17 protein-coding genes are annotated in these 21354 nt (G+C 73.9%); 7 read left to right on the forward strand and 10 right to left on the reverse strand.

The annotated features are described in order from the left end of the window. The first annotated feature begins 10 nt into the window (after positions 1-10). The 3 genes from ABZ861_RS19635 to ABZ861_RS19645 all read left to right on the forward strand — a co-directional run bounded on the left by ABZ861_RS19635 (position 11) and on the right by ABZ861_RS19645 (position 1753). Entirely contained in the window at positions 11-271 is a 261-nt protein-coding gene (locus tag ABZ861_RS19635) for a hypothetical protein (RefSeq protein WP_361631717.1), read from the forward strand. Between the two features lie 119 nt (positions 272-390). Beyond that, a complete protein-coding gene (locus tag ABZ861_RS19640; RefSeq protein ID WP_361631719.1) occupies positions 391-1104 on the forward strand; it encodes a peptidyl-tRNA hydrolase in 714 nt (237 codons plus the stop codon). A gap of 511 nt (positions 1105-1615) precedes the next feature. Beyond that, positions 1616-1753, forward strand: a complete 138-nt coding sequence (locus ABZ861_RS19645; protein WP_361631721.1) for a hypothetical protein — start codon at positions 1616-1618, stop codon at positions 1751-1753. An 86-nt stretch (positions 1754-1839) separates the two neighbouring features. Here the strand turns inward: ABZ861_RS19645 and ABZ861_RS19650 are convergent, their stop codons facing one another. From ABZ861_RS19650 to ABZ861_RS19660, 3 genes are all read right to left on the reverse strand, one after another. Continuing rightward, positions 1840-3738: an ABC transporter ATP-binding protein gene (locus tag ABZ861_RS19650; RefSeq protein ID WP_361631723.1), complete on the reverse strand. Its 1899-nt coding sequence runs from the start codon at positions 3736-3738 to the stop codon at positions 1840-1842. A 107-nt stretch (positions 3739-3845) separates the two neighbouring features. Next, complete coding sequence (locus ABZ861_RS19655; protein WP_361631725.1) at positions 3846-4568, reverse strand: lasso peptide biosynthesis B2 protein; 723 nt, start codon at positions 4566-4568, stop codon at positions 3846-3848. Beyond that, complete coding sequence (locus tag ABZ861_RS19660) at positions 4568-6322, reverse strand: asparagine synthase-related protein (protein WP_361631727.1); 1755 nt, start codon at positions 6320-6322, stop codon at positions 4568-4570. Before ABZ861_RS19660 ends, ABZ861_RS19655 begins: the two co-directional genes overlap by 1 nt. 496 nt (positions 6323-6818) lie before the next feature. Between ABZ861_RS19660 and ABZ861_RS19665 the strand changes: the two genes are divergently transcribed. Further along, positions 6819-8237 carry a transcriptional regulator gene (locus ABZ861_RS19665; protein WP_361631729.1) on the forward strand — a complete coding sequence of 473 codons (1419 nt, stop codon included), beginning with the start codon at positions 6819-6821 and terminating at the stop codon, positions 8235-8237. Positions 8238-8310: 73 nt separating this feature from the next. Here ABZ861_RS19665 and ABZ861_RS19670 read toward each other — a convergent pair whose 3' ends face one another. Together ABZ861_RS19670 and ABZ861_RS19675 are read right to left on the reverse strand one after the other, a co-directional pair. Further along, entirely contained in the window at positions 8311-8535 is a 225-nt protein-coding gene (locus ABZ861_RS19670; protein ID WP_361631731.1) for a hypothetical protein, read from the reverse strand. A 73-nt stretch (positions 8536-8608) separates the two neighbouring features. Beyond that, entirely contained in the window at positions 8609-8725 is a 117-nt protein-coding gene (locus tag ABZ861_RS19675) for a DUF6233 domain-containing protein (RefSeq protein WP_361631823.1), read from the reverse strand. Positions 8726-9168: 443 nt separating this feature from the next. On the opposite strand from ABZ861_RS19675, the gene ABZ861_RS19680 reads away from it, so the two are divergent. Next, positions 9169-10683, forward strand: a complete 1515-nt coding sequence (locus tag ABZ861_RS19680) for a DUF692 domain-containing protein (RefSeq protein WP_361631825.1) — start codon at positions 9169-9171, stop codon at positions 10681-10683. 672 nt (positions 10684-11355) lie between these two features. Here ABZ861_RS19680 and hemQ read toward each other — a convergent pair. Both hemQ and hemG read right to left on the reverse strand, forming a co-directional pair. After that, on the reverse strand, positions 11356-12087 hold the full coding sequence (gene hemQ, locus ABZ861_RS19685) for a hydrogen peroxide-dependent heme synthase (RefSeq protein ID WP_361631733.1): 732 nt from the start codon (positions 12085-12087) through the stop codon (positions 11356-11358). Positions 12088-12091: 4 nt separating this feature from the next. Next, positions 12092-13576, reverse strand: coding sequence for a protoporphyrinogen oxidase (hemG, locus tag ABZ861_RS19690; protein WP_361631735.1), 1485 nt, complete (start codon positions 13574-13576; stop codon positions 12092-12094). A 133-nt stretch (positions 13577-13709) separates the two neighbouring features. On the opposite strand from hemG, the gene ABZ861_RS19695 reads away from it, so the two are divergent. Further along, complete coding sequence (locus tag ABZ861_RS19695; protein WP_361631737.1) at positions 13710-15128, forward strand: FAD-dependent oxidoreductase; 1419 nt, start codon at positions 13710-13712, stop codon at positions 15126-15128. A gap of 15 nt (positions 15129-15143) precedes the next feature. On the opposite strand, the gene ABZ861_RS19700 is transcribed toward ABZ861_RS19695, so the two are convergent. Then, the gene (locus ABZ861_RS19700; RefSeq protein ID WP_361631739.1) at positions 15144-15425 is read right to left on the reverse strand and encodes a hypothetical protein; all 282 of its coding nucleotides are present in this window, start codon (positions 15423-15425) and stop codon (positions 15144-15146) included. A gap of 122 nt (positions 15426-15547) precedes the next feature. On the opposite strand from ABZ861_RS19700, the gene ABZ861_RS19705 reads away from it, so the two are divergent. After that, positions 15548-16363, forward strand: coding sequence for a rhomboid family intramembrane serine protease (locus ABZ861_RS19705; protein ID WP_361631741.1), 816 nt, complete (start codon positions 15548-15550; stop codon positions 16361-16363). Between the two features lie 463 nt (positions 16364-16826). Here the strand turns inward: ABZ861_RS19705 and ABZ861_RS19710 are convergent, their stop codons facing one another. After that, positions 16827-17213 carry a peptidoglycan-binding domain-containing protein gene (locus ABZ861_RS19710; protein ID WP_361631743.1) on the reverse strand — a complete coding sequence of 129 codons (387 nt, stop codon included), beginning with the start codon at positions 17211-17213 and terminating at the stop codon, positions 16827-16829. Positions 17214-17399: 186 nt separating this feature from the next. Then, positions 17400-21230, reverse strand: coding sequence for a hypothetical protein (locus ABZ861_RS19715; RefSeq protein ID WP_361631745.1), 3831 nt, complete (start codon positions 21228-21230; stop codon positions 17400-17402). Between the last annotated feature and the right edge of the window lie 124 nt (positions 21231-21354).

A 21354-nucleotide genomic window follows, 5' to 3' on the forward strand; every position in this document is an offset into this window, starting at 1 on the left:
CCCTGAAGGCATGAGCGGGGACGACGAGCACGGAACCGGCGCGCACGGACCGGACGGGTACGGAACCGGCGCGCACGGGGCGGACGAACACGGCGCCGACGGCTGCCGCGCGGCCCCCGGTCCCGCCGGGCCGCCCACGGCCGAGGGGCCGCCGTACGCGGAGTGCGTGCTGTGCCGCGAACCGACGGAGTACCCGGAGTCGTACCGGGGGATCACCCTCTGCCCGGTCTGCGCGTGGCTGGAGGCGCAGCGCAAGGCCTGTTCCGGGTGATCGATCCGCGCCTTCAGGGTGATCGTGGTGATCCGCGTACGGTCCTACGGGTTCGGGGAGCGTCCGAGCGGGGGCGGGGAGCGTCCGAGCGGGTGCGGCGCGGTTGGCACACTGGGGGCGTGAACAACGAGACACCCGTTTCTGACAGTCCGTTCCGCACCGAGACCGGCGCCCGCGACCAGGCTCCGCAGTTCGTGCTGCCGCTGGTGGTGCGGATAGAGCGGGCCGCTCCCCCGGCCCGCACCGACGCCCTCCAGACCGCGGCGCGCGCGGTGCTGGTGCTGCTGAGCGACGAGCGGTCGCTCGGGGACGGCGAGTGGGCGCAGCCGGTACGGGACTGGCAGGACGCGCGGATCCGCAAGGTGGTGCGGCGGGCGCGCGGCGCGGAGTGGCGGCGGACCGAGGCGCTGCCCGGCATCACGGTCACCGGGGAGGCGGCCGAGGTGCGGGTCTTCCCGCCCGTCCCGCTGGACGGCTGGCCCAGGGTTCTCGCCAAACTCCAGGTCTCCGGCACCGACCTCGACGACCCGCTGCCGCCCGCCCCGGCCGGACCGGGCGACCCGGTGCTGTGGCTCAACCCGGGCCTGGACATGTCCGCGGGCAAGGCGATGGCGCAGGCGGGTCACGGCGCCCAGCTCGCCTGGTGGGAGCTGACCGACGAGCAGCGCGCCGCTTGGCGCGAGGCCGGCTTCCCGCTCGCGGTGCGCACCGCCCCACCCGCCCGCTGGGACGAGCTGACCGCCTCCCGCCTGCCCGTGGTCCGCGACGCCGGCTTCACGGAAATCGCCTCCGGCTCCCAAACAGTGGTCGCAGACCATCCAGCGTTGCGCTGAGCCTCTCCCGCACGCCGCCCTGACCCCGGCCCGAGCGGACCCGGCCCCCTCCGGAGCCCCGGCGGGGCGGGGTCGCCCCCTCACCGGGTCAGGCGGACACCGGCGGAGCGAAGCTGAGAGGCACGTCCCTGACCCGAAGCGGCCGCCATGGGACCACCCCGTGACGCCAGGGCAGGCGAGGACGCCGTCAGGCGCGGCGCGTGCGGGCGGTGAACGCGTCGTGGTGCTCACACCCCGGCGACAACCGACCGGTCGATCGCACCCGCTCCACCTCGCCCCGCAGCCCCGCCGCCTCCTGAGCCCCGAGCCCCGAGCCGTGTACGCGCCTCGACGAGCGCGACCAGAGCCGCCACCGCAGGCGCATCGCCTTCCGACAGGCCCGCGGCCATCTGCTCGACGCACGCGGCCAGCTTCCCACCAGCTTTGCTACGACGGAGACCTGTACGGGGCCATCGACCTGGCAGTCCGCGCGCAGCAGCTCCCCGGAGGACTCCCCCGCCTCGAGCCCGCCTTGACAGCTCCCCTCGAAGCCCACGCCCAGCTCGGCGCGCAGGCGAAGACCTCCAACGCGCTCGGCGCAGCCAGAGCCGCCCTTGACCGGCTCCCCGGCGACGACTGGACCGGGCGCGTGCAGGAGCGATTCGGGTAAGGGCGGTGTGCCATGGCCGACAGGATGACAGATCGCCACTCACCTTCCATGCGCGTCGTCGCCGTGCCGCAACACCTGTATGCAACTCAATCGTCGACGCCTTCTTGGAGACGGTGGCACTCAGCGAACAGACCGCCGCTGACCAAGAGTTCCTGATACGTGCCTTCCTCGGCGATACGGCCGTTCTTCATGACCAGGATGCGGTCTGCCATCCGAGCGTTGGCAAGCCGGTGCGTGATGAACAAGGCCGTCCGGCCCCCGGCGAGTTCCCGGAAGGTGTCGAACACCTGTCGTTCGGCGCGGGCGTCGAGCGCGGCGGTGGGCTCGTCAAGGATGTGCACGGCGGCGTCGGCGTGGAATGAGCGGGCGAGCGCGATCCGCTGCCACTGACCGCCGGAGAGGTCGTGCCCACCCCACCAGGAACGGGCGAGCGACGTGTCCAGGCCGTCTGGGAGGGCGGCTAGGACGCGGTCGGCACCGCTGGCACGGGCAGCGTCGTGCACTGCGTCGTCGCCGTTGTCACGCGGAGTGCCGAGCGTGATGTTCTCGCGGGCGGTCAGGGGCCAGCGAGTGTACTCCTGCGGGGTCATGGCCACACGTCGCCACACGCTGGCGGCGGACGCGTCGGCGACGCTGACGCCGTCCCAGGTCACGTCTCCGCCAGTCGGCAGGTACAGGCCGGTGAGCAGGTGGACCAGGGTGGTCTTGCCGGAGCCGTTCTCGCCGACGACGGCCACGATCTCGCCACGCTTCAGGTCGAGGTCGACGTGGTCGACGGCGGGTTGGTCGCTGCCGGGGTAGCAGAAGGTCAGGTCGCGGGCGCTGATGACGCCGGGGCCGTCCGCCGGCAGCGTCCGGGTGCCGCGGCAGGCGCGATGCCGGTCCGCCTCGTCAAGGAACGCGGCCCAGTCCTCAAGGTATAGGCCCGTGCGGAACACCCGGCTCACCGCCCGAGTCAGCATGGTCAGCGACGCGGACGCCGTGCGCAGGGCGATGAGCGCTGTGGCGGCGGCCGCCGCGTCCAGACGCCCCGAGGCGCCCAGCGCGCCCAGCGCGGCGAACGCCCCCAGGAGCGTCACGGCCGACACGGCGTCGCCTGCCATCTGAACGCGAACAGAGCGCACCGCGGCGGCGAGCGCCTCGGCCTCCAGGCGGTCGGAGACCTGACGGTAGCGCACCGAGAGGAAACGGCCCATGCGGGCGGAGCGGATCTCGGCGGCGGTGGCACGGTCGGTGCTGTAGCCGCGCAAAGATTGGCGCAGTCGGGCGTCGGAGCGGGTGGCGACCGAGGCCGCGTGGTCCAGACGGGCGGCCCGCAGCGAGGCGTACCCCCGCGGGGCGGCGGTCAGCAGGAGCAGCCCCGTCAGGATCGGGTCGAGGGCGGCGACCACCGCGGTGACGGCGGCGAGCTGGGCGAGCACCGAGACGGCGGCCTGCACGTCGAGGACCAGGTCACGTGCGGACTCGGCGCCCTTGCCGGCGGCGTCGAGACGGTCCTCGAATCCTGGGTGCTCGTAGGCGATCAGCTCGACGGAGGCGGCCGCATCGAGGACGCGGAGGTCGGCCTCCCGGAACACACTGGGGCTGAGGCGGGCGGCGGCCGCTCGCGCGGCGGCGGCGGCGAGCGCCGACCCGGCCAGCGTGACGGTCACGAAGGCAGCCGGCCCGGCCGCGGCGTGGGCGATGGGGCTGACCGGGCGGTGGCGGTCGACTGCGGCGGCCGCGGCCAGGGCCGCGCTCATGAGCCGGGTGGTGCCGGCGAGGGCGAGCGCGGCCAGCACGGCGGAGACGGCCTGGGCGGTGAGCATGCCGAGAAGGGCTCGACGGTCCGCGTGCCAGGCGAGGCGCAGCGTGCGGGCGAGGACGGCGGGGAGACGGCGCGCGGTGGCGGCCAGGCCGAGCGCTTCGTCGCGCTGGTCTTCGGCGAGCCGCATGATCGGCGCGGGGCCGACAGCGGCGGGCGGTTGTGCGAGTTCTGCGGTCACAGGCTTGGTGTAGGGCTCAACTCGCCTTGCCGACATCACGTTTGTGCGGCCCCCTGCCGCAGACGGGCAGGTGGGCCGCTGATGTCGTCATCTTCGCGTTCGAAGATTCACCCTTTCGGGTGAATGGGCGGTGCTGCGGCGACTGCCACCCACGGGCGACGCGGGTCGCTGATGTCCCGGCCCGACAGTCCGAGCGCACCGGCGGGCGTCCACACCCAGGCGTGCGCCTCGTTCGGCATGCGCCGGGCGCCGAGGATCCAGTGCGCGCGGCGGCCCCGCAGCGCGACGGTGAGGACGGTGGCGAGGGAGACCTCCATGCAGGCGATGCGGCCCGGCCACCAGGCGGGCCGGATCAGGGGGACGGCCGCCGCCGCCGACGCCGCCAGAGCGGGCGGCGCGGGCGGCAGGACGCGCAGGCAGTCGAGCAGCCGCATCCGGGTGCGCAGGGGCAGCCGCATCATGGCGAGCGCCAGGGCCAGCCCGACTCGGGCCAGCATCCGACCCGGCCAGCGCGGGGCCGGGCCCGGTGCGGCCGGGACGGTGGCGGAGGGCATCGGCGGCGGCAGCGCGGCCGTGCCGCGCCCGCCGTCGGCGAGCAGCCCTGCCCTGGTGAGCTGTTCGACGATCTCCGTGACGATGGCGTCGGCGTCGCCGGGCAGGCCCTGCTCCCCGAACCGTCGGGCCAGGTCGTGGAGCGTGCCGGTAAGGGCTGCCGCCCAGATCCGGTCGGTGGCGGCGTTCATCCACTGCCAAGTGCCGGTGTGCGCGGCCAGTGCGGCGTATGAGCCGCTGCCGAGGTCGGCCCGGTGCACGCCGGGCGGTACTCGCATCACCGGGCGCCCCCGACGGCGGTCTGCGGCGCCAGGACGCGGGCGAGCCACCAGGAGGTGATCAGGAAGGACTCCAACGCGGGCAGCGGCGGCCGTCCCATACCCGCTGCGGTGGCATCCAGTGCGGAGTGCACCGCCGCCGGGTCGATCAGACCGCAGCTCACCAGGTCACTCGTGTCGATCACCTGGCGCAGCTCCAGACGGTGGGCGCGCAAGCCTTCGTATAGCAGCGGGGTGAAGTGCCCCTTGGACTGGCGGCCGGTCAGCCACTGCGGCAGCTCCGGACGGGCCAGCGCGAGCAGCGGCTTGTACCGGTCCGGCTGGCGGCGTTCGCTGGCGCCGATCGTGAGGCAGGCCCGTACGACCTCGTTGTCCAGGAACGGCGCGACTTGGTGCACACCGTGCTCGTCGCTCAGCGCGTCGCCGTCGCGGAGGGCCGCTCCGTTGGAGCGCAGCGCGCTCCAGTCGTCCCACGCGCCCGCGTGCACGTCGCCTTCGCGGCTGCCGGAGTCGGCGAGCATCTGGGCGACGGTCCGCCGTCCGTATGGGGTCAGCCACTGCGCGGCCGGTCCGATGGAGCACCATGTCCATACGCCGAGCCTGTCGCCGAACGGCTGCCCCTGGGCGACGGCTTCAGCGGCTCTCTGCATGGCAAGGTCCCGGCCCCGCGCGCCATTCCGGACGGCCCGCCACAGCGGGCCGGGAGCAGTGTTGACGCGGCGGGCCAGCGCGCGGACCGCCTGCTTCGCCCGCCGGGTCTGCCCGTCCTGGATGAGAGCGGTCCACGCGGCCGTCGAGGACTCCAGCACCACGTCCCCGCCGTGCCCGGTCAGATGGAGCGCGGACACCCCACGCGCCGGGGGAAGGTAGTCGCCGTCCAACGAATAGGACGCCACCGGCAGGACCGGCGCGGCCGGGGTGACGCGAGGCCAGCGGGCGAAGTGCGCGCTGCCCGGCCCGCCCGAGCTGACGTGGTGCTCGGCGCCCACATATGCGGCGATGTCGCGGGCCAGGCGCTCGTCTTCGGCGTCGGCGAGCGGCCCGCCGTGGGTGACGGCCACGATCCGGGACACCTCGGCGGCCGCGATGACCACCGCTGAGGAGTCCAGGCCGCCGGACAGGTCGGCGCTCACCCGCGCTCCGGCCACGCGGGCGTAGCCCTGCACCGCTCCCCACAGCGCGGCGCCGATCTCCTCTGCTCCCTGCTCCATAGTCCGGCCGTCCGGTCGCGGCCGGACGTCGACCGTGCGCGCTCCGCGCTCGTCCAAGATCAAAGCGAACCCTCCGGGCACCCGCTCGACCCCCGACCACAGCGACCGGTGCGGCCAGTGCTCCGCCGAGCCCACCGTGATCTGCGCGGCCAGCAGCTCCAGATCCGGTCCATGGCCGAGCTGCCGCGCGAGCACGGAGGCGTCAGTGGCCCACATCGCTCCCAGCTCGGCGCGCGCGAGGAAAACGCCCCGCCTCTCGGCGAGGTCGCCCGCCACGACGGTGCGCCGCCGCCGGTCATCGTGGACGGCCATCCAGTACGAGCCGCCCATGCTGACGATCACCTCGGTGCGGCCCGCCGCCACCTCGGCGGCCACGCGGCAGACCTCCGCGTCGTCGGCCCGGCACACTCCTGCCACGACCGCCCGCACCGCCCCCGCCTCCATCGATCTCACACGCGCCCCGGCCGGATGCCACACCGGCGCCGTCAGCGCGGCCCCCGCCGGAGGCTCCAGCGCCCCACCGGCCAGCCACATCACGTCCATCCCGTTCTCCCTTCACATCCATCCGGAGAGACGCCGGGGGCGGCGCGGCCCAAGCCGCACCGCCACCAGTTGTCGAGGCGCCGGTCGGATCAGCCCTCGAAGTAGTTCGACTTGTCGGAGTCGTTGAAGACCTGACGGCCGAGGGTGACCCCGTCGGCGTCGGCAGACGCCAGGACCGGCACCTCGACGACGGTGCTCTCGGTGCTCACGGTGGCGATCATGGTGATGCCCTTCTCTCGAAGTGCCGGCCTGTGCCGTGTGGTTCGGTCGGCGCCGGGCTGCCCCGGCCCTTCAAGAACAGCGCTCCGAATGGCTGCTCGGTAGTCGGCGCTGGCCGGTGCCCGGCGGCGGTCGCCTCCCGCCGGGCACCGGGTCCGTCCGGTGCAGAGCAGGTGCACGGACCGGTGATTTACGGCGAAATACGCGCGATAATGGGCTAGTTGACGTAGTCCTCGTAGCCTGAGAGCCCGCCATTACGTGGCCAGGAGGCAACCGCATGGGCCGGCCCCCGCTCGACAAGCAGCCGAACGCTCCGCTCGCGCACTGGATGACGCAGTGCGGCCTGTCCCGAAACCGCCTGGCCCGCCTGGTCACGCAGCGCGGCGCCCAGCAGGGCATCAGTGGGCTCGCCACCGATGAGAGCCGAGTGCGGGCGTGGCTGAAGGGCTCGATCCCGAGAGACCCCGTACCGCGCCTGATCCTGGAAGTCCTGAGCGCCGAGACGGGCAAAGACCTCACCTACGCCGACCTCGGTCTGCCAGGTGAATCAGGGCAGACCGGCATCCGCAGCCCATGGACCCGCACGGCTGCCATCGCCGCACTCAGCCACATCATCCGGAGCGAATTGATGCTTCCCGACACTCGCAACGACGCCGACGCCGCGACCGTCCTCACCGGCCACGACCTCCTCGAACCCCTCCAGGAGTGGGCGCTGTCCCAACCTGACGGCGCCACGCCGCAGGGGCCGCCGGGCAGGCACATCGGCATGCCCGAGGTCGAGGGCATCCGGAACATCACCAGCAGCTTCCGCACCCTCGACAACATGCACGGCGGCGTGCTCTCCCGCTCCGCCGTCCTCGCCCAGACCGAGGCCGTGCTCGACCTGCTGCGCACCAGCACCTACACCGAAGCCGTAGGGCAGGCGCTATGGTCGGCGGCCGCCGACCTCGCCAGCGTCGCCGGATGGATGTCGTTCGACGCGGGCCGTCACGGCATCGCGCAGCGTACGTTCGTGTCCGCTCTGCATGCCGCTGCCGAGGCGGACGACAAGCGGATCGGCGCGCACATCCTCCAGTGCATGGCCCGGCAGATGTCCCACCTCGGCCACCCGGAAGACGCGCTCGACCTCGTGGCACTCGCACAGTACGGAGGACGGCGCCGCCTCACCCCCGCCGCCACGAGCATGCTCTTCGCCCTGGAGGCGCGCTTTCAGGCGATCATCGGCCGGGTCTCCGACAGCGACACCGCCGCCGGACGTGCCCTCGACGCCTACGAGCGGGTCGAGACCGGCAGCGAAGACCCCCACATGGACTTCTTCGACCTGCCCGAACTGCATGCCACCCTGGGGATGGCCCACCAGATCGCAGCGAAGCACGTGCAGGGACCGGCCCGGACCAGCCACGTGCGCCGGTCACGGGATCTGGTGTCCGCCGCTCTCGCCGCCCGCCCCGGACACCGCCGACGGAGCATGGCCTTCGATCACCTCGGGCTCGCCCGGACCCACCTGGCAGGCGGCGAAGTCGACGGCGCCGCTGAGGAGACCGTGCACTGCCTGGACATGCTCGGCGCCGTGCAGTCCCGGAGGGTCACCGACCGCCTGGGCGAGCTGTACGACGAGGCCGAGCCGTTCGCGTCCACGGCTGCCGGGCGCGAGCTGCGCGAGCAGATCCATGAGGCGGTGCTCGCCACCCGATGACCACGGACGCGGGCCCCTGCCGACGCTGTGCGCGTCGGCAGGGGCCCGCGTCTGGAGGACAGCCCGGCGCCGCTCACGAGCCTTCTCCGGCCGCCTTGCACACACGGCAGCGCTCACCGCGTGTCAGCAGCGACTTCCACTCGACGTCGGACTTTACGACGTAGTACGTGTCTGCGAGGGCATGGTAGGCGAAGGCGCCCTTCTCCACGTCGTACGCATGGACGATGGCGTCTGGGTCGTCGTCGCGCAGGCGTCCATCGCGCTCGCTCACCTCGACGGCGATCTTCAAGTTGTTCATGTGGCGAGCATGCGAGCAGGCAGCCCGCCAAGTCCAGGAAATTGGCTGACCGGATTTTGGCAATCAGGAGCGCTCAGTCGAGGGCAACCAGCATGCTGCCGGGTCGGCAGTGCGTGCACTCCTCCACGGCGTCGGCCAGCGCCCGGCGCGCGCTGGCATGGTGGATCGGCTTGATCCTCTGGCCGGCGATCCGACGGTCGCCCGACGTGGACCGCCAGCCACGGCGCCCCCACCCGCAGGAGAATACTCAGGGCGTCGTCGCCGTGCTGGCGCCCCTCCTCGCCAGAGCGGGCAGCGCGCGGCGCACACCTCGTCGGCGGGACGAGCGGTCCGCACGCTGGCGCCTGCCCGGCGCAGATGCTTCGTCGTCGTGCGAGGCCGATCGTCGTGGCTGCTCATGGGCGCTTCGGCGCGGTGGGCACGGCATGGTTCCGTCCTCGCGGGGACGGCGCCGGACGCCTTCGGCCGCTGCCGGTCGGCCTCGGCGGGTGAACCTCAAATGTTGCTCTGAAGCGCTGCCGGAGCGGTTCGGCTTCGGGTCGCGGGGCCATACCCCCCTCACACGGGCAGCGCGCACGACCGCCCGTACGGGGGGCCGAGGTGGACGGGGTGGATGGCGTGGACGGGGGAATGATGCAGCGGCTGGGGACGGGGATCGGCTGGCGGCCGGAGATCGCGGACGCGGTGGAGGACATGCCGGGCGTCGACTGGGTCGAGGTCGTCGCGGAGAACGTGTGCCCGGGGCATCCGCCCGAGTCGCTGCTGCGCCTGCGGTCCCGCGGGGTGACCGTCGTGCCGCACGGCGTCTCGCTCGGGCTCGGCGGGGCCGAACGGCCCGACGAGGGCCGGTTGCGCGCGCTCGCCGAGCGCGCCGAGGCGCTGGGCTCGCCGCTGGTCACCGAGCACATCGCGTTCGTGCGGGCGGGCGGCCCGCTGACCGCCTCGGACCGGCTGGAGGCGGGGCACCTGCTGCCCGTGCCGCGCACCCGGGACGCGCTCGCCGTGCTGTGCGAGAACATCCGGGTCGCGCAGGACGCGCTGCCCGTTCCGCTCGCCGTGGAGAACATCGCCGCGCTGCTCTCCTGGCCGGGCGAGGAGCTGACCGAGGGACAGTTCCTGTACGAACTGGCCGACCGCACCGGCGTCCGGCTGCTCATCGACGTGGCCAACCTGCACACCAACCACGTCAACCAAGGCGAGGATCCGGCCAAGGCGTTGGCCGAGCTGCCCCTCGAAGCCGTCGCGTACGTCCATGTGGCCGGGGGCTTCGAGCGGGACGGCGTATGGCACGACAGTCACGCCCATCCCGTCTCGCGCCCGGTCCTGGACGTCCTCACCGACCTCGCCTCCCGGGTCTCCCCACCGGGGATCCTGCTGGAACGGGACGAGAACTTCCCCGAACCAGCCGAGCTGGAGGAGGAGTTGGCGACCATCCGGCAGGCCGTGCAGCGGGGGCGCGCGGCGGCGGGGCGGCGACCGGCCGCGGTGGCGGATGCGACGGCCGATGCGAAGGCGCTGGGCCGGACGGTCAAGACGGGCGAGACAGGTGAGTTGGGTGGGATAGGCGAGTCGGGCCAGAAGGACGACGCGACGGCGCGCGGACGGACCGACGGCATGGGCGACGCGACGGCCCGGACCCAGACGGTCGCGGCGACGGGCGCCGACGGCACCGGGCGGGCGGCCGGAAGCGAAGGGGGTCAGGCAACCGCGGACGCACTGAACGGGACCGGTCCCGCCCGGCAGCGGCTCGCGCTCGCTCAGACCGCGCTGCTGTCGGCGCTGGTCGCCGGGACGCCCGCGCCCGAAGGGTTCGACCGGGGGCGGCTCGGCGTGCAGTCCCGCGCGCTGGCGTCGAAGCGGGCGGACGTGGTCGCCAAGGTGGCGCCAGAGCTGCCCATGATCCTCGGACCGGCGTACCGGACCGCGTTCCTGTCCTACGCACAGGCGCGTCCGATGCGCGAGGGCTACCGGCGGGACGCGATGGACTTCGTGGAGTCGCTGCTCGCAAGCACCCGGCCCGGGGAACCCGCCGTCCTGCGGGAGCTGCGGCAGTGGCGGCAGGAGCGCTCGGGACCGGCCCCCCGGGCGGCCCGCCACGACCGCCGGTCAGCGGTCCGCGCGGCCCGCCGGGTGCTGCTACGGCACTGAGGGCCGCCGCGGCGAGCGAGCGCGCCACGCATCGCCCCTAGGGCCCCAGCGGATGCGTCAACGCGGTCGTGGCCGCATTCCCACCCAACGCAGCCTTGGCCGCCCGCCTCCCGCACGGACCTACTGCGCGGACTGCCGCCCGGCGACCCGGCGGTCTGCGCCCCACACCTGCGGCCCAGACCGGCCGGTGGGCGCGCCCCTCCGGGGGACGCCGCGAGCGGCAGACGCGCGCGGTTCTGCTGGCAAACGCGTAGTACACGGCGGCAAGCACGCTGGCCCTACGGCATGCGCACCCCGCCTTGGCGGCAAGCACGCGACCCTGGCGGCCAGACGCGCCGCCCTGACGGCAAGGGCGCGGTCGGTGGTGGTAAGCACGCGGCCCTGCGGCAGACGCACGCGGCGTGGGCGACAAACACGCGGCCTTGGTGGCAAGCGCGCGATCCTGGAGGCAAGCGCACGCGGCCTTGACGGCAGACGCGCGCCGCCCTGACGGCAAGCACGCGGCCCCGGCGCCAGGCGCACGCGACCTTGACGGCAAGCACACGGCCATGGCGGCAAGCGCGCCGCACTGACGGCAGGAGCACGCGGCGCCCCCTGCCGCCAAGCGCGCCCCCCCTGGCCGCAGACGCGCGCCGGCTCACCCGTCGCGACCCGGCCGCCGCCGGGAGGCGGTCAGGCGAGCCCGGCGACCAGGTCGGCGACGGACTTGCGGCGGCCGGTGAAGAACGGGACCTCCTCGCGTACGTGCATCCGCGCCTCCGAGGCGCGCAGGTGGCGCATCAGGTCGACGATGCGGTACAGCTCGTCGGCCTCGAAGGCGAGCAGCCACTCGTAGTCGCCGAGGGAGAAGGAGGCCACCGTGTTGGCGCGCACGTCCGGGTAGCCGCGGGCCATCTTGCCGTGGTCGGCGAGCATGCGGCGGCGGTCCTCGTCGGGCAGCAGGTACCAGTCGTAGGACCGCACGAACGGGTAGACGCTGACGTACTCGCGCGCCGTCTCGTCGGCGAGAAACGCCGGGATGTGCGAGCGGTTGAACTCGGCGGGGCGGTGCAGCGCCATGTTCGACCACACCGGGTCGAGGGCGCGGCCGAGCCTGGTGCGCCGGAAGAGGTTGTACGCCTCCTGGAGCTGGTCGCTGGTCTCGGCGTGCCACCAGATCATGAGGTCGGCGTCGGCGCGCAGCCCGGAGACGTTGTACGTGCCGCGGACGGTGACGTCCTTGGCGGAGAGCTGGTCGAACAGCTCCTGCACCTCGTCGGCGAAGCCCCCGCGGTCCTCGGGCAGCACGTCCTTCAGCCGGAAGACGGACCACAGCGTGTAACGGATGACCTCGTTGAGGTCTTTGGCCAGCTTGCCCTTGTTCGGGATGCGGCCGGACTCGGTGGTGGGGGCGTCGTCGCTCATGGCGTTATTCTCCCGCTCCGCCGTGCAGGCTCCGCACCGGGGCGGCGGTGAGACCGCGCATCGCCCGCGGGTCGCCGTCCACCTGGTCCACGGCCGCGTGGGCGCTCGCCACGCAGGCCGGGATGCCGACGCCGTCGTAGGCCGCGCCGCACACCGCCAGGCCCGGCAGTCTGCCCACCTGTTCGCGGATGCGGGCCACGCGCGCGTGGTGGCCGACGGGGTACTGGGGCAGGCCGTCGGTCCAGCGGGTGACGCGGGTGCGCAGCGGCGCCGCGTCCAGGCCGGTGGCCTCGCGCAGGTCGCGCCGGGAGAGGTCGGCCAGGTCGGCGTCGTCGCGGCCCAGGATCTCCGTCTCGCCGTACCGGCCGACGGAGGTGCGCAGCACCGTCACGCCGGGGTCCTCCGCGGCGATCCAGCCCCATTTGCGGGAGGCGAAGGTGGACGCCTTGATGGTCCGCCCGTCGACGGGGGGCACCAGGAAGCCGCTGCCCTCGGGGAGCACGGCGTCGGCGCTGCGGTAGGCGAGGGTGACCAAGGCCACCGAGGCATACTCGACGGCCCGCAGTTCGGCCGCGGCGCCGGGCGACTCGGCGTCCAGCAGGTCGGCCGCGGCGGGCGCGGGAGCAGCGACGATCACCGCGTCGGCGTGCAGCGTCCGTCCCTGGGCCACGACCCGCCAGGGCGCCTGTGTCGTCGGCGTCGGCGCCTGTCGGCGCAGTTCGGTCACGGGGGCGCCGGTGAGGATCTCGCCGCCGCGGGCCCGCACCGACTCCGCGACCGCGAGCGGGAGCAGGCCCACGCCGCCCTCGACGCCCATGAAGACCGGCGCGGGCCGCTGTCCCGGCTGCTGGGCCGCGGCCGCGGCGGCCTGGATCTCGCGGACCGCCTCGGTCAGCGAGGCGTGCGTCCGCGCGGCCTCGAAGAGCTGCGGCACGGCCGAGCGCATCGAGATGCGGTAGGCGTCGCCCGCGTAGACCCCGCCGAGCAGGGGCTCGACCAGGCGGTCGACGACCTCGCGGCCCAGCCGCTCGGCCACGTACGCGCCGACCGCCACGTCGTCGCCGATCTCCGTGCGGGGCAGGTCGGCGTCGCGGCCGATCCGGGCCGCGCCCTCCTCGGAGACCACCCCGGCGAGCGCGGCGGCGGCGCCGGGGACGCCCATCACATGTCCCTTGGGCATCGGGCGCAGGGCGCCGCGGGTCCAGAGCGACGCGGTGGCGGTGGCGGGCGGCGTCAGATGCCCGGCGAGTCCCGCCTCGCGCGCGAGGGCCACCGCCTCGGGCCGGCGGGCCAGGATCGACTCGGCGCCGAGGTCGACCCGGACGCCCGCGATCTCGCCCGGCAGCAGCTTGCCGCCGACCCGCCCGGACGCCTCCAGCACGGTCACCCGCGCCCCGCGCCCCAGCAGCCGGTGCGCCGCCGCCAGTCCCGCGATGCCGGCCCCGATGACGACGACGTGCCGCCCCGCGGCGCTCCCCGTTGTGCTCATGGAACCACTCTCTCAGACGCCTCTGACACTCCCCTCGCGCCCCGGCGGCGGGGCGGGCGGGCACATAGTCGTCCTTGCGGTCCCCCTGCGGGCCGGGCAGGACCGAAGTGCCGGGCGGCCGTAGCGTGTTCGCATGGACATGAGCGGCGCCAGGGGCGCGAAGGCGGGGCGCGAGCGGCTGGTCGTGATCGGCGCGGACGCCGCGGGGATGTCCGCGGCGTCCGGGGCGCGGCGGCTGCGCGGGCCGGACGAGCTGGAGATCGTCGCGTTCGAGCGCGGCCACTTCAGCTCGTACTCGGCGTGCGGCATCCCGTACTGGGTGAGCGGCGACGTCGACGGGCGGGACCGGCTGATCGCGCGCACGCCGGCCGAGCACCGCGCGCGTGGGATCGATCTGCGGATGCGCACCGAGGCGACGGAGATCGACGTGGCGGCGCGCCGGGTCCGGGCCCGGGACGCGGCGACCGGCGAGGAGTACTGGACGTCGTACGACAAGCTCGTGATCGCGACCGGGGCGCGCCCGGTCCGGCCGGACATGCCCGGGGCCGACGCGCCCGGGGTGCACGGCGTGCAGACCCTGGACGACGGCCAGGCGCTGCTGGACCGCCTGGACCGCACGCGGGGACGCAGGGCCGTCGTGGTGGGCGCGGGGTACATCGGCGTGGAGATGGCCGAGGCCCTCCTCAAGCGCGGCTACGAGGTGACGGTCGTCGACCGCGGCGCGGAGCCCATGTCCACGCTCGATCCGGACATGGGCCGCCTGGTGCGCGAGGCCATGGAGGGCATGGGCGTCGCCATGGTCGGCGGGACGGAGGCGGCCAAGGTGCTCACCGGCCCGGACGGCGGGGTCCGGGCGGTGGTCGCGGAGGACGCCGAGTACCCGGCGGACGTGGTCGTGCTGGGCATCGGCGTGCGTCCCGAGACCGGGCTCGCGCGGGCGGCCGGGCTGCCGGTCGGCGCGCACGGCGGGCTGCTCACCGACCGGGCGATGCGCGTGCGCGGCTATGAGGACGTCTGGGCGGGCGGCGACTGCGTGGAGGTCTTCGACCTGGTCTCCGGGCTGCACCGGTACGTCCCGCTCGGCACCCACGCCAACAAGCAGGGCCAGGTGATCGGCGCCAACGTCGGCGGCGGCTACGCCGCTTTCCCCGGCGTGGTGGGCACCGCGGTCAGCAAGGTGTGCGACCTGGAGATCGCGCGCACCGGACTGCGCGAGAAGGACGCCCGCCGGGCGGGTCTGCGGTTCGAGACGGTCACCGTGGAGTCGACCAGCCGCGCCGGGTACTTCCCCGGCGCGGCGCCGATGACGGTGAAGATGCTCGCGGAGCACCGCACCGGCCGCCTGCTCGGCGTGCAGATCGTGGGCCGGGAGGGCGCGGCCAAGCGGGTCGACGTCGCGGCGGTCGCCCTGACCGCCGGGATGACGGTGGAGCAGATGACCTTCCTGGACCTCGGCTACGCGCCGCCGTTCTCACCCGTGTGGGACCCGGTCCTGGTGGCGGCCAGGAAGGCCGCGGCCCGAGTCGCCGACGGCGCGTGCCGCGGAGCGTGAGGCGGCGGGAGGCGACTACGCCGTCCCGCCCAGCCGGGGCAGCGAGGCGACCGACCCGCCGGACGGCGCGGCGGCGGGCTGCTCCCCGGCCGGGCGGGCGTGCGAGGCGGCGTTGCGCACCGACCGCAGCCGGTGGCTGACGGCCTCGTCCAGGGTCACCGGCCGTTGCGCCTGGGCCGCCAGCCGCCCGGCCTCCTGGCCGAGCCGGGCGACGTCCTCCCAGGGCAGCCGCACCACCAGGGAGAGTTCGGCCTCGCCGTCGGGCAGCGCCTGCATCGGAGTAACTCGGTCGCTCATCGCCAGTTCCCGCCTGTTCCTCGCGTCATCGCCTACGTCACTGGACCGGTCGAGGGGACATACGCGGCCGGGGGCGGCGGCGTTCACCGGTTCGCCGCACGCATCCGGGGCAGAACTCCCCTGTGGTGATCCCCGTCCATGATGTGAACCCGGTGCGGCGCACTCCGTGGGTGACGTACGCCCTGATCGCCGCCAACGTCGTCGTCTTCTTGCTCACGCCCGGCGTCGCCGGCTCTCTGACCGGCCACGCGGGCCTGGCCGAGCTGTGCCGCCTCCAGGCGTTCACGGAGCACTACGCCCTGGTGCCGCGCGAGCTGATCCACGAGCGGATACCGGCGCTGGCGCCCACCGGCGCGGTCGGGGTGGGACCGCACGGCGCCGGCTGCGTGCTGGCCGCGCCGTCCTACGCCAAGTCGCCGGTGCTGTCGGTCTTCACGGCGATGTTCCTGCACGGAAGCTGGGTGCACCTGCTGGGGAACATGCTGTTTCTGTTCATCTTCGGCAACAACATCGAGGACCGGATGGGCCACATCCGGTTCACGCTGTTCTACGCGGTCTGCGGCTTCGCGGCGGGCGCCGGGTTCGCGCTGCTCAACGCGGACTCGGGCCAGCCGCTGATCGGCGCGTCGGGCGCCATCGCCGGAGTGCTCGGCGCGTATCTGGTGCTGTACCCGCGGGCCCGGGTCTGGGTGCTCGTGCCGTTCCTGGTCTTCCTGCCGCTGCGGCTGCCGGCCTGGATCGTGCTGGGCTTCTGGTTCGTGCTCCAGGCGTTCTACTCGGCCGGGCAGGGCACGTCCGAGGCGGGCGCCGTCGCCTATGCGGCGCACGTGGTGGGGTTCGCGGTCGGCATGCTCCTGGCGTGGCCGCTCAAGCCCGGCACTCCCCCGCCGCCGGAGCCCCGGGGCGCCCTCTTCGGACGTCAGGCCCGACGAGCCTGACGGGGACAGAGCGCCCGCCGCACGCGGCAGGACTCACGCCGCCCTTCGCCCACTCGCCTGAGAGGCCGTCGGTCCCCTCGCGCACTCCGTGAAGCCCCCCTTGCGCACGACGCAGGGGCGCGCCCGGCCAGTCGGCCGTCAGCGCGTCCACGCTCCGCGAAGTGTCAGCGCTGTCCACCCGGAGCGCACCGCGAAGCTGCCCCGGTAGTCAGGGCAGCTTCGCGGTGCGGCTTCAGCGGCGGCCAAGAGGCGTCGAGGATGACGCAGGGATGTTCGCCATCCTGGCGAAGCCGTCGCCAAAGGCCCAGGCTGGTCCTGCCAGAACGCGCATGGGGCACACGATCCCGCGCGGCCCCGTCCTGCTGCCCACGGCCACCGTGCTAGGGCCTGTCCGGCGGATCACGTCGCGGACGCGTGGCTGATCCGCCCGGTCCGGCGCCCACCGCACAGCGATCCAGGCCGGTCACTTGTAGGTGCTGGGCAGGGAGGTGTAGCAGCTAGACCGCCAGTTGCCGTCGCCGGTGAGGTTGTCGGTGATCGCGTTCGCGGTGGCGGGGCCGACGACCCCGTCGGCGGTGAGGTGGCTGGCAGCCTGAAACTTCTTGAGGTAGGTGAGGGTGTTGGAGCCGAACTGGCCGTCGACGGTCAGCGGCCAGGTGTGGTGGACGCGGTTGGACCAGTCGTCGATGCCTTCCTGTACGCACTTCACGCCGTAGCCGGAGTTGCCGTAGACGATGTAGGCGTGACCGCTGACGGCGTGGGCCGGCAGAGCCAGTCCGCCGACCGCGATGGTGCTCAGCGCGGCGACCGTGAGTGCCGTCCGCGGCATCCGCATGCGGGACTTCGACATGGTGAGCCTCCTCGGTAGTTCTCCAGGCCCCGGTCGGAGCGCTGTGACCACTTGTCTACGTCCCGTGGGGTTGTCCGGTGTCGGCCCGGCCCGTTCGGACAACAGCCCGCGGACAACCGGCAGACGGTGGGGCCGCGGGGCCGGACTCCGTTCCCACGGACTTCCGCCGACTCGTGTGGGCGCCGGTCAGCCGCAGACCTCCCGGTACGGCAGCGCGGAGACGTGGTGGCGCCACGCCTGACGGGTGAGGGCGCCGGTCGTGGTGGCGCAGATCCGGCGGACGGCCTCCGCGGGGTTCACGGACTGCACCTGGACGGTGTGGTCGTCGCCCGCGCTGGCCAGGGTGCGGCCGTCCGGGCTGAGCGCCGCCTGGTCGACGGGTCCGGTGTGGCCGCTGACCGGGCCGCCCCGGGGGGCGGGGGCGTTCGGGTCGGCGACGTCCCACAGCCGTAGCGTGCCGTCGCCGCCGCTGGTGACGAGGGTCTTCCCGTCGTGGCTGAACGCCACGGACAGCACGAAGCTGGTGTGCCCGGTCAGCGGCGCGGCCAGGGCCGTGGGACGGCGGGGGTCGCTGACGCTCCACAGCCGCACGGTGTGGTCGTCGTTGGCGGTGGCGAGGACACGGCCGTCGGGGCTGAAGGCCGCCGATCCCACCCCGCCGGTGCGAGCGGCCAGCGGCGGACACCACTGCCGGGGCCGGGCGGGGTCGGAGACGTTCCACAGGCGGGTGGTGTCGTCCGCGCCCGCGCTGACCAGGATGCGGCCGTTCGGGCTGAAGGCCAGCGCGCGTACGGCGTCGGTGTGCGCGGTGATCGGGGCGCCGATCTCGCGTGGGCGGGCGGGATCGGCGATGTCCCAGAGCCGTACCGTGTGGTCGTAGCCTGCGGTGGCCACGACACGGCCGTCCGGGCGGAAGACGGCGTCGGTGACGGCGGTGTGGGCGGGATCGGTGAAGCGCTGGGCCAACTGCTGGGGCTTGGCGGGGTCGGTGACGTTCCACAGCCGTAGCGTGCCGTCGCGGCCTGCGCTGGCCAGGAGGCGGCCGTCGCGGCTGAAGGCGAGCTTGTTCACCGCTTTGGCGTTGCCCAGCAGCGGGCCGCCGAGGGGGGTGGGCCGGTGGGGGTCGGCGCTGTTCCACAGCCGGATCGCGCCGTCCGTCGCGCCCGCGGCCAGCACGCGGCCGTCAGGGGTGAAGGCGACGGTGTTCTCGTAGCTGGGGGTGGGCAGCACGGTCCGGGGCAGGTCCCACAGGCGTACGGTGTCGTCGGCGCCGACGCTGGCCAGCGCGTGGCCGCGGGGGTCGAAGGCGAGCCAGTACACGTATCCGCTGTGGCCGGTGAGGGGCGGGCACAGCGCGAGCGGGGCCGTGGGGTCGGTGACGTTCCACAGGCGGACCGTCTGGTCGGCGCCCGCGGTGGCCAGCACCTTCCCGTCGGGGCTGAAGGCCACCGCGTAGATCGTGTTGGCCGCGGCGCCGGGGATCTTGCCCAGAGCGAGGGGTTTCGCCGGGTCGGACACGTTCCACAGCCGTACGGTGAAGTCGTTGCCGACGCTTGCCATGGTCCGGCTGTCGCTGCTGAAAGCGACCGCGTAGACGGTGTCCGTGTGGCCGCGCAGCGGCTTGCCCCAGGGCGACGGGTGCGCGGGGTGGGTGACGTTCCACAGTTGGACGGTGTGGTCGTGGCCCGCGCTCGCCAGGGTGCGGCCGTCGGGGCTGTAGGCCGCCGAGGCGATGGCCCCCTTCTGATCGCGCAGGGGCTTGCCCAGCTCGCCTTGGTGGGCGGGGTCGGCGACGTCCCACAGCCGCACGGTGCCGTCGGCGCCGGCGCTGGCCAGGGTGCGGCCGTCCGGAGCGAAGGACACCGAGAAGACGATGTCGGTGTGGCCGCGCAGCACGGGCCGTGCGGCCGGGTGCTTGGGATCGGAGAGATTCCACAGCCGTACGGTGTGATCGCGGCCGGCGGAGGCCAGGGTGCGGCCGTCCGGGCTGAAGGACAGCCACATGACGCCGGCGCTGCGGGCGCGGATCGGGGCGCCGAGCGGCGAGGGGCGCGTGGTGTCCGCGACGTTCCACAGTCTGATGGTGTCGTCCCTGCCCGCGGTGGCCATCACGTGGCCGCGGGCGCTGAAGGCGACGGCGAGGACGGTCGCGGAATGCCCGGTCAGCGGTGCGGACAGCGGTGCGCTCTGGGTGCTCAGCAGGTCGGTCGCGAGCAGGTCGGTGGGGTGGATCCGGTATCCGGCGACGTCCAGCCGGGCGGCCAGTGACTGGTCGGTGCCGCGCAACTGGCCCGCTTGGGCCTGTACTTCGCCCGAGACCGCGCTGTCGCGCTCGGACCGGGCGGTCGATCGCTGCTGGAGCGCGATGCCGGCGGCGGACACGGCCAGCACGGTCAGCAGGGAGAGCCCGGCCACCGCGGCACGGCGCCACAGGACGGCCCGGTCCTGATGTCTGACGGACGCGGCCAGGAACTCCCGCAGCCGCGGGCCCAGTCGCCCGTCGTCCGCGTGCCCCTTGGCCCAATCCCGGGCGGCGGCCAGCCGAGTGCCCCGGTACAGCGCGCTGGCGTCGCGCTGTTCCCGGTCCCACGCCTTGGCGGCGTCGGTGAGCTGCTGCTGGACGAGCAGACCGGCCCGGTCCTCGCTGATCCAGCCGCTCAGCCTCGGCCACGCCTCCAGCAGCGCCTCGTGGGTGATCTCCACGGTGTCGGTGTCCAGGGCGACGAGCCTGGCGCGGGCCAGCGCGTCGAGGACGGCGTCGGCGCTGGGATCCAGTTCCTCCCTGTTAAGGCGTCGCTTGGAGTCTCCGGCGCCGTCGTTGAGGGACACCAGCCGCAGGAAGATGCCGCGCGCGATCCGCTGCTGCTGCTCGGTGAGGCCGCCGTAGACGGTCTCGGCGGTGTTGGCCAGGGCGTGCGTGATGCCGCCGGCGGCCTCGTACCCGCTCACCGTCAGGGTGTTGCCGCGGCGGCGGCGCCAGGTCTCCCGCATCGCGTGGGAGACCAGGGGGAGGACGCCGGGCTGCCCGGTCGCCTCGGCCACCACCCGGGCGAGCAACGCGCCCTCGACCGTGCACTCGGCCTGGACGGCGGGCCGGGTGACGGCCCGGCGCAGCTCCTCGGTGGTCATCGGGCCGACGAGCAGTTGCGAGTCCTGCACGGCCTCCACGAGGTCCGGGAACTGCGAGCAGGCGGCGTAGAAGTCCGCGCGCACGCCGAGGACGACCCGCGTCCGGCTGTTGGCCGCACCGGCCGCGGTGAGCAGCGCGGCGATGAAAGCGGTCCGTTCCTCCGCGTCGCCGCAGAGGGTGAAGATCTCCTCGAACTGGTCCACGACAAGCAGGAGTTCGGCGCCCGGCGGCTGCTGCGCGAGCAGTTGGAGCACGGTGAGGTGAAGGGCTCGCGGAGTGGCCCGCAATTCTTCGTGGAGGGCGACGGCGGAGGCGCCGGTGAGGGCGGCGAGCCGCGCCGCGCACTCCTCGAAGGGATGCGGGCCCGGGGTGAGCACCAGAGGGGTCCATGCCGCCGGGCCGCCGGACACCCGAGGGAGCAGGCCGGCCCGCAGCAGGGACGACTTGCCGGAGCCGGAGGCGCCGAACACCGCGGTGAACCTGTTGCCGCGGACCCGGGACTCCAGGTCCTCGGTGAGCCGCTCGCGTCCGAAGAACCTTCCGGCGTCCGCTGCTTCGAAGTGACTGAGTCCCGCGTAGGGACCGTCCTCGTGCGCGGCGTCCGGAACCTCGTCGGTCTGGCTCAGCTCGACCGAGAGGCGGCGCCAGCGCTGCTCCCAGTCCGCCGGGTCGCCGCCGCACGCGCGGACGTAGGCGAGGGTGACGGGCAGGCTCGGCAGCTTACGGCCGGAGGCGGCGTCGGCGAGGGTGGTCGAGGAGTAGTGCGCGGCGCGGGCGAGCTTGCGGTAGGGCGGGGCGCCGGCCTTCTCCCGCAGCTTCCGCAGATCCGCCGCGAACCCGACGAGCAGGGTGTCCTCGTTCTCTAACGGCCGCTCGCTGCGAGGCACCGATGTCTCCTTTCCGGAGGACGCGAAGTGCTCATTGTGCGAGAGCTGTTGTCCGGCGTCCAGCGACCGACAGCGGACAACACCCGCCCCCTAGAAAGGACTAGTCGCCGCCCGCACGGGGCGG

The sequence above is a fragment of the Streptomyces sp. NPDC046985 genome, from assembly GCF_040644415.1.
In the GTDB taxonomy this organism is placed as follows: Bacteria; Actinomycetota; Actinomycetes; order Streptomycetales; family Streptomycetaceae; genus Streptomyces.

Bases quoted from the DNA above. Each gene is read 5' to 3' on its own strand.
- ABZ861_RS19695 (WP_361631737.1), top strand. From the start codon at position 13,710: ATGGACATGAGCGGCGCCAGGGGCGCGAAGGCGGGGCGCGAGCGGCTG.
- hemQ (WP_361631733.1), bottom strand. From the start codon at position 12,087: ATGAGCGACGACGCCCCCACCACCGAGTCCGGCCGCATCCCGAACAAG.
- ABZ861_RS19660 (WP_361631727.1), bottom strand. From the start codon at position 6,322: ATGGACGTGATGTGGCTGGCCGGTGGGGCGCTGGAGCCTCCGGCGGGG.
- ABZ861_RS19700 (WP_361631739.1), bottom strand. From the start codon at position 15,425: ATGAGCGACCGAGTTACTCCGATGCAGGCGCTGCCCGACGGCGAGGCC.
- ABZ861_RS19665 (WP_361631729.1), top strand. From the start codon at position 6,819: ATGGGCCGGCCCCCGCTCGACAAGCAGCCGAACGCTCCGCTCGCGCAC.
- ABZ861_RS19655 (WP_361631725.1), bottom strand. From the start codon at position 4,568: ATGCGAGTACCGCCCGGCGTGCACCGGGCCGACCTCGGCAGCGGCTCA.
- ABZ861_RS19670 (WP_361631731.1), bottom strand. From the start codon at position 8,535: ATGAACAACTTGAAGATCGCCGTCGAGGTGAGCGAGCGCGATGGACGC.
- hemG (WP_361631735.1), bottom strand. From the start codon at position 13,576: ATGAGCACAACGGGGAGCGCCGCGGGGCGGCACGTCGTCGTCATCGGG.
- ABZ861_RS19710 (WP_361631743.1), bottom strand. From the start codon at position 17,213: ATGTCGAAGTCCCGCATGCGGATGCCGCGGACGGCACTCACGGTCGCC.
- ABZ861_RS19635 (WP_361631717.1), top strand. From the start codon at position 11: ATGAGCGGGGACGACGAGCACGGAACCGGCGCGCACGGACCGGACGGG.
- ABZ861_RS19680 (WP_361631825.1), top strand. From the start codon at position 9,169: ATGCAGCGGCTGGGGACGGGGATCGGCTGGCGGCCGGAGATCGCGGAC.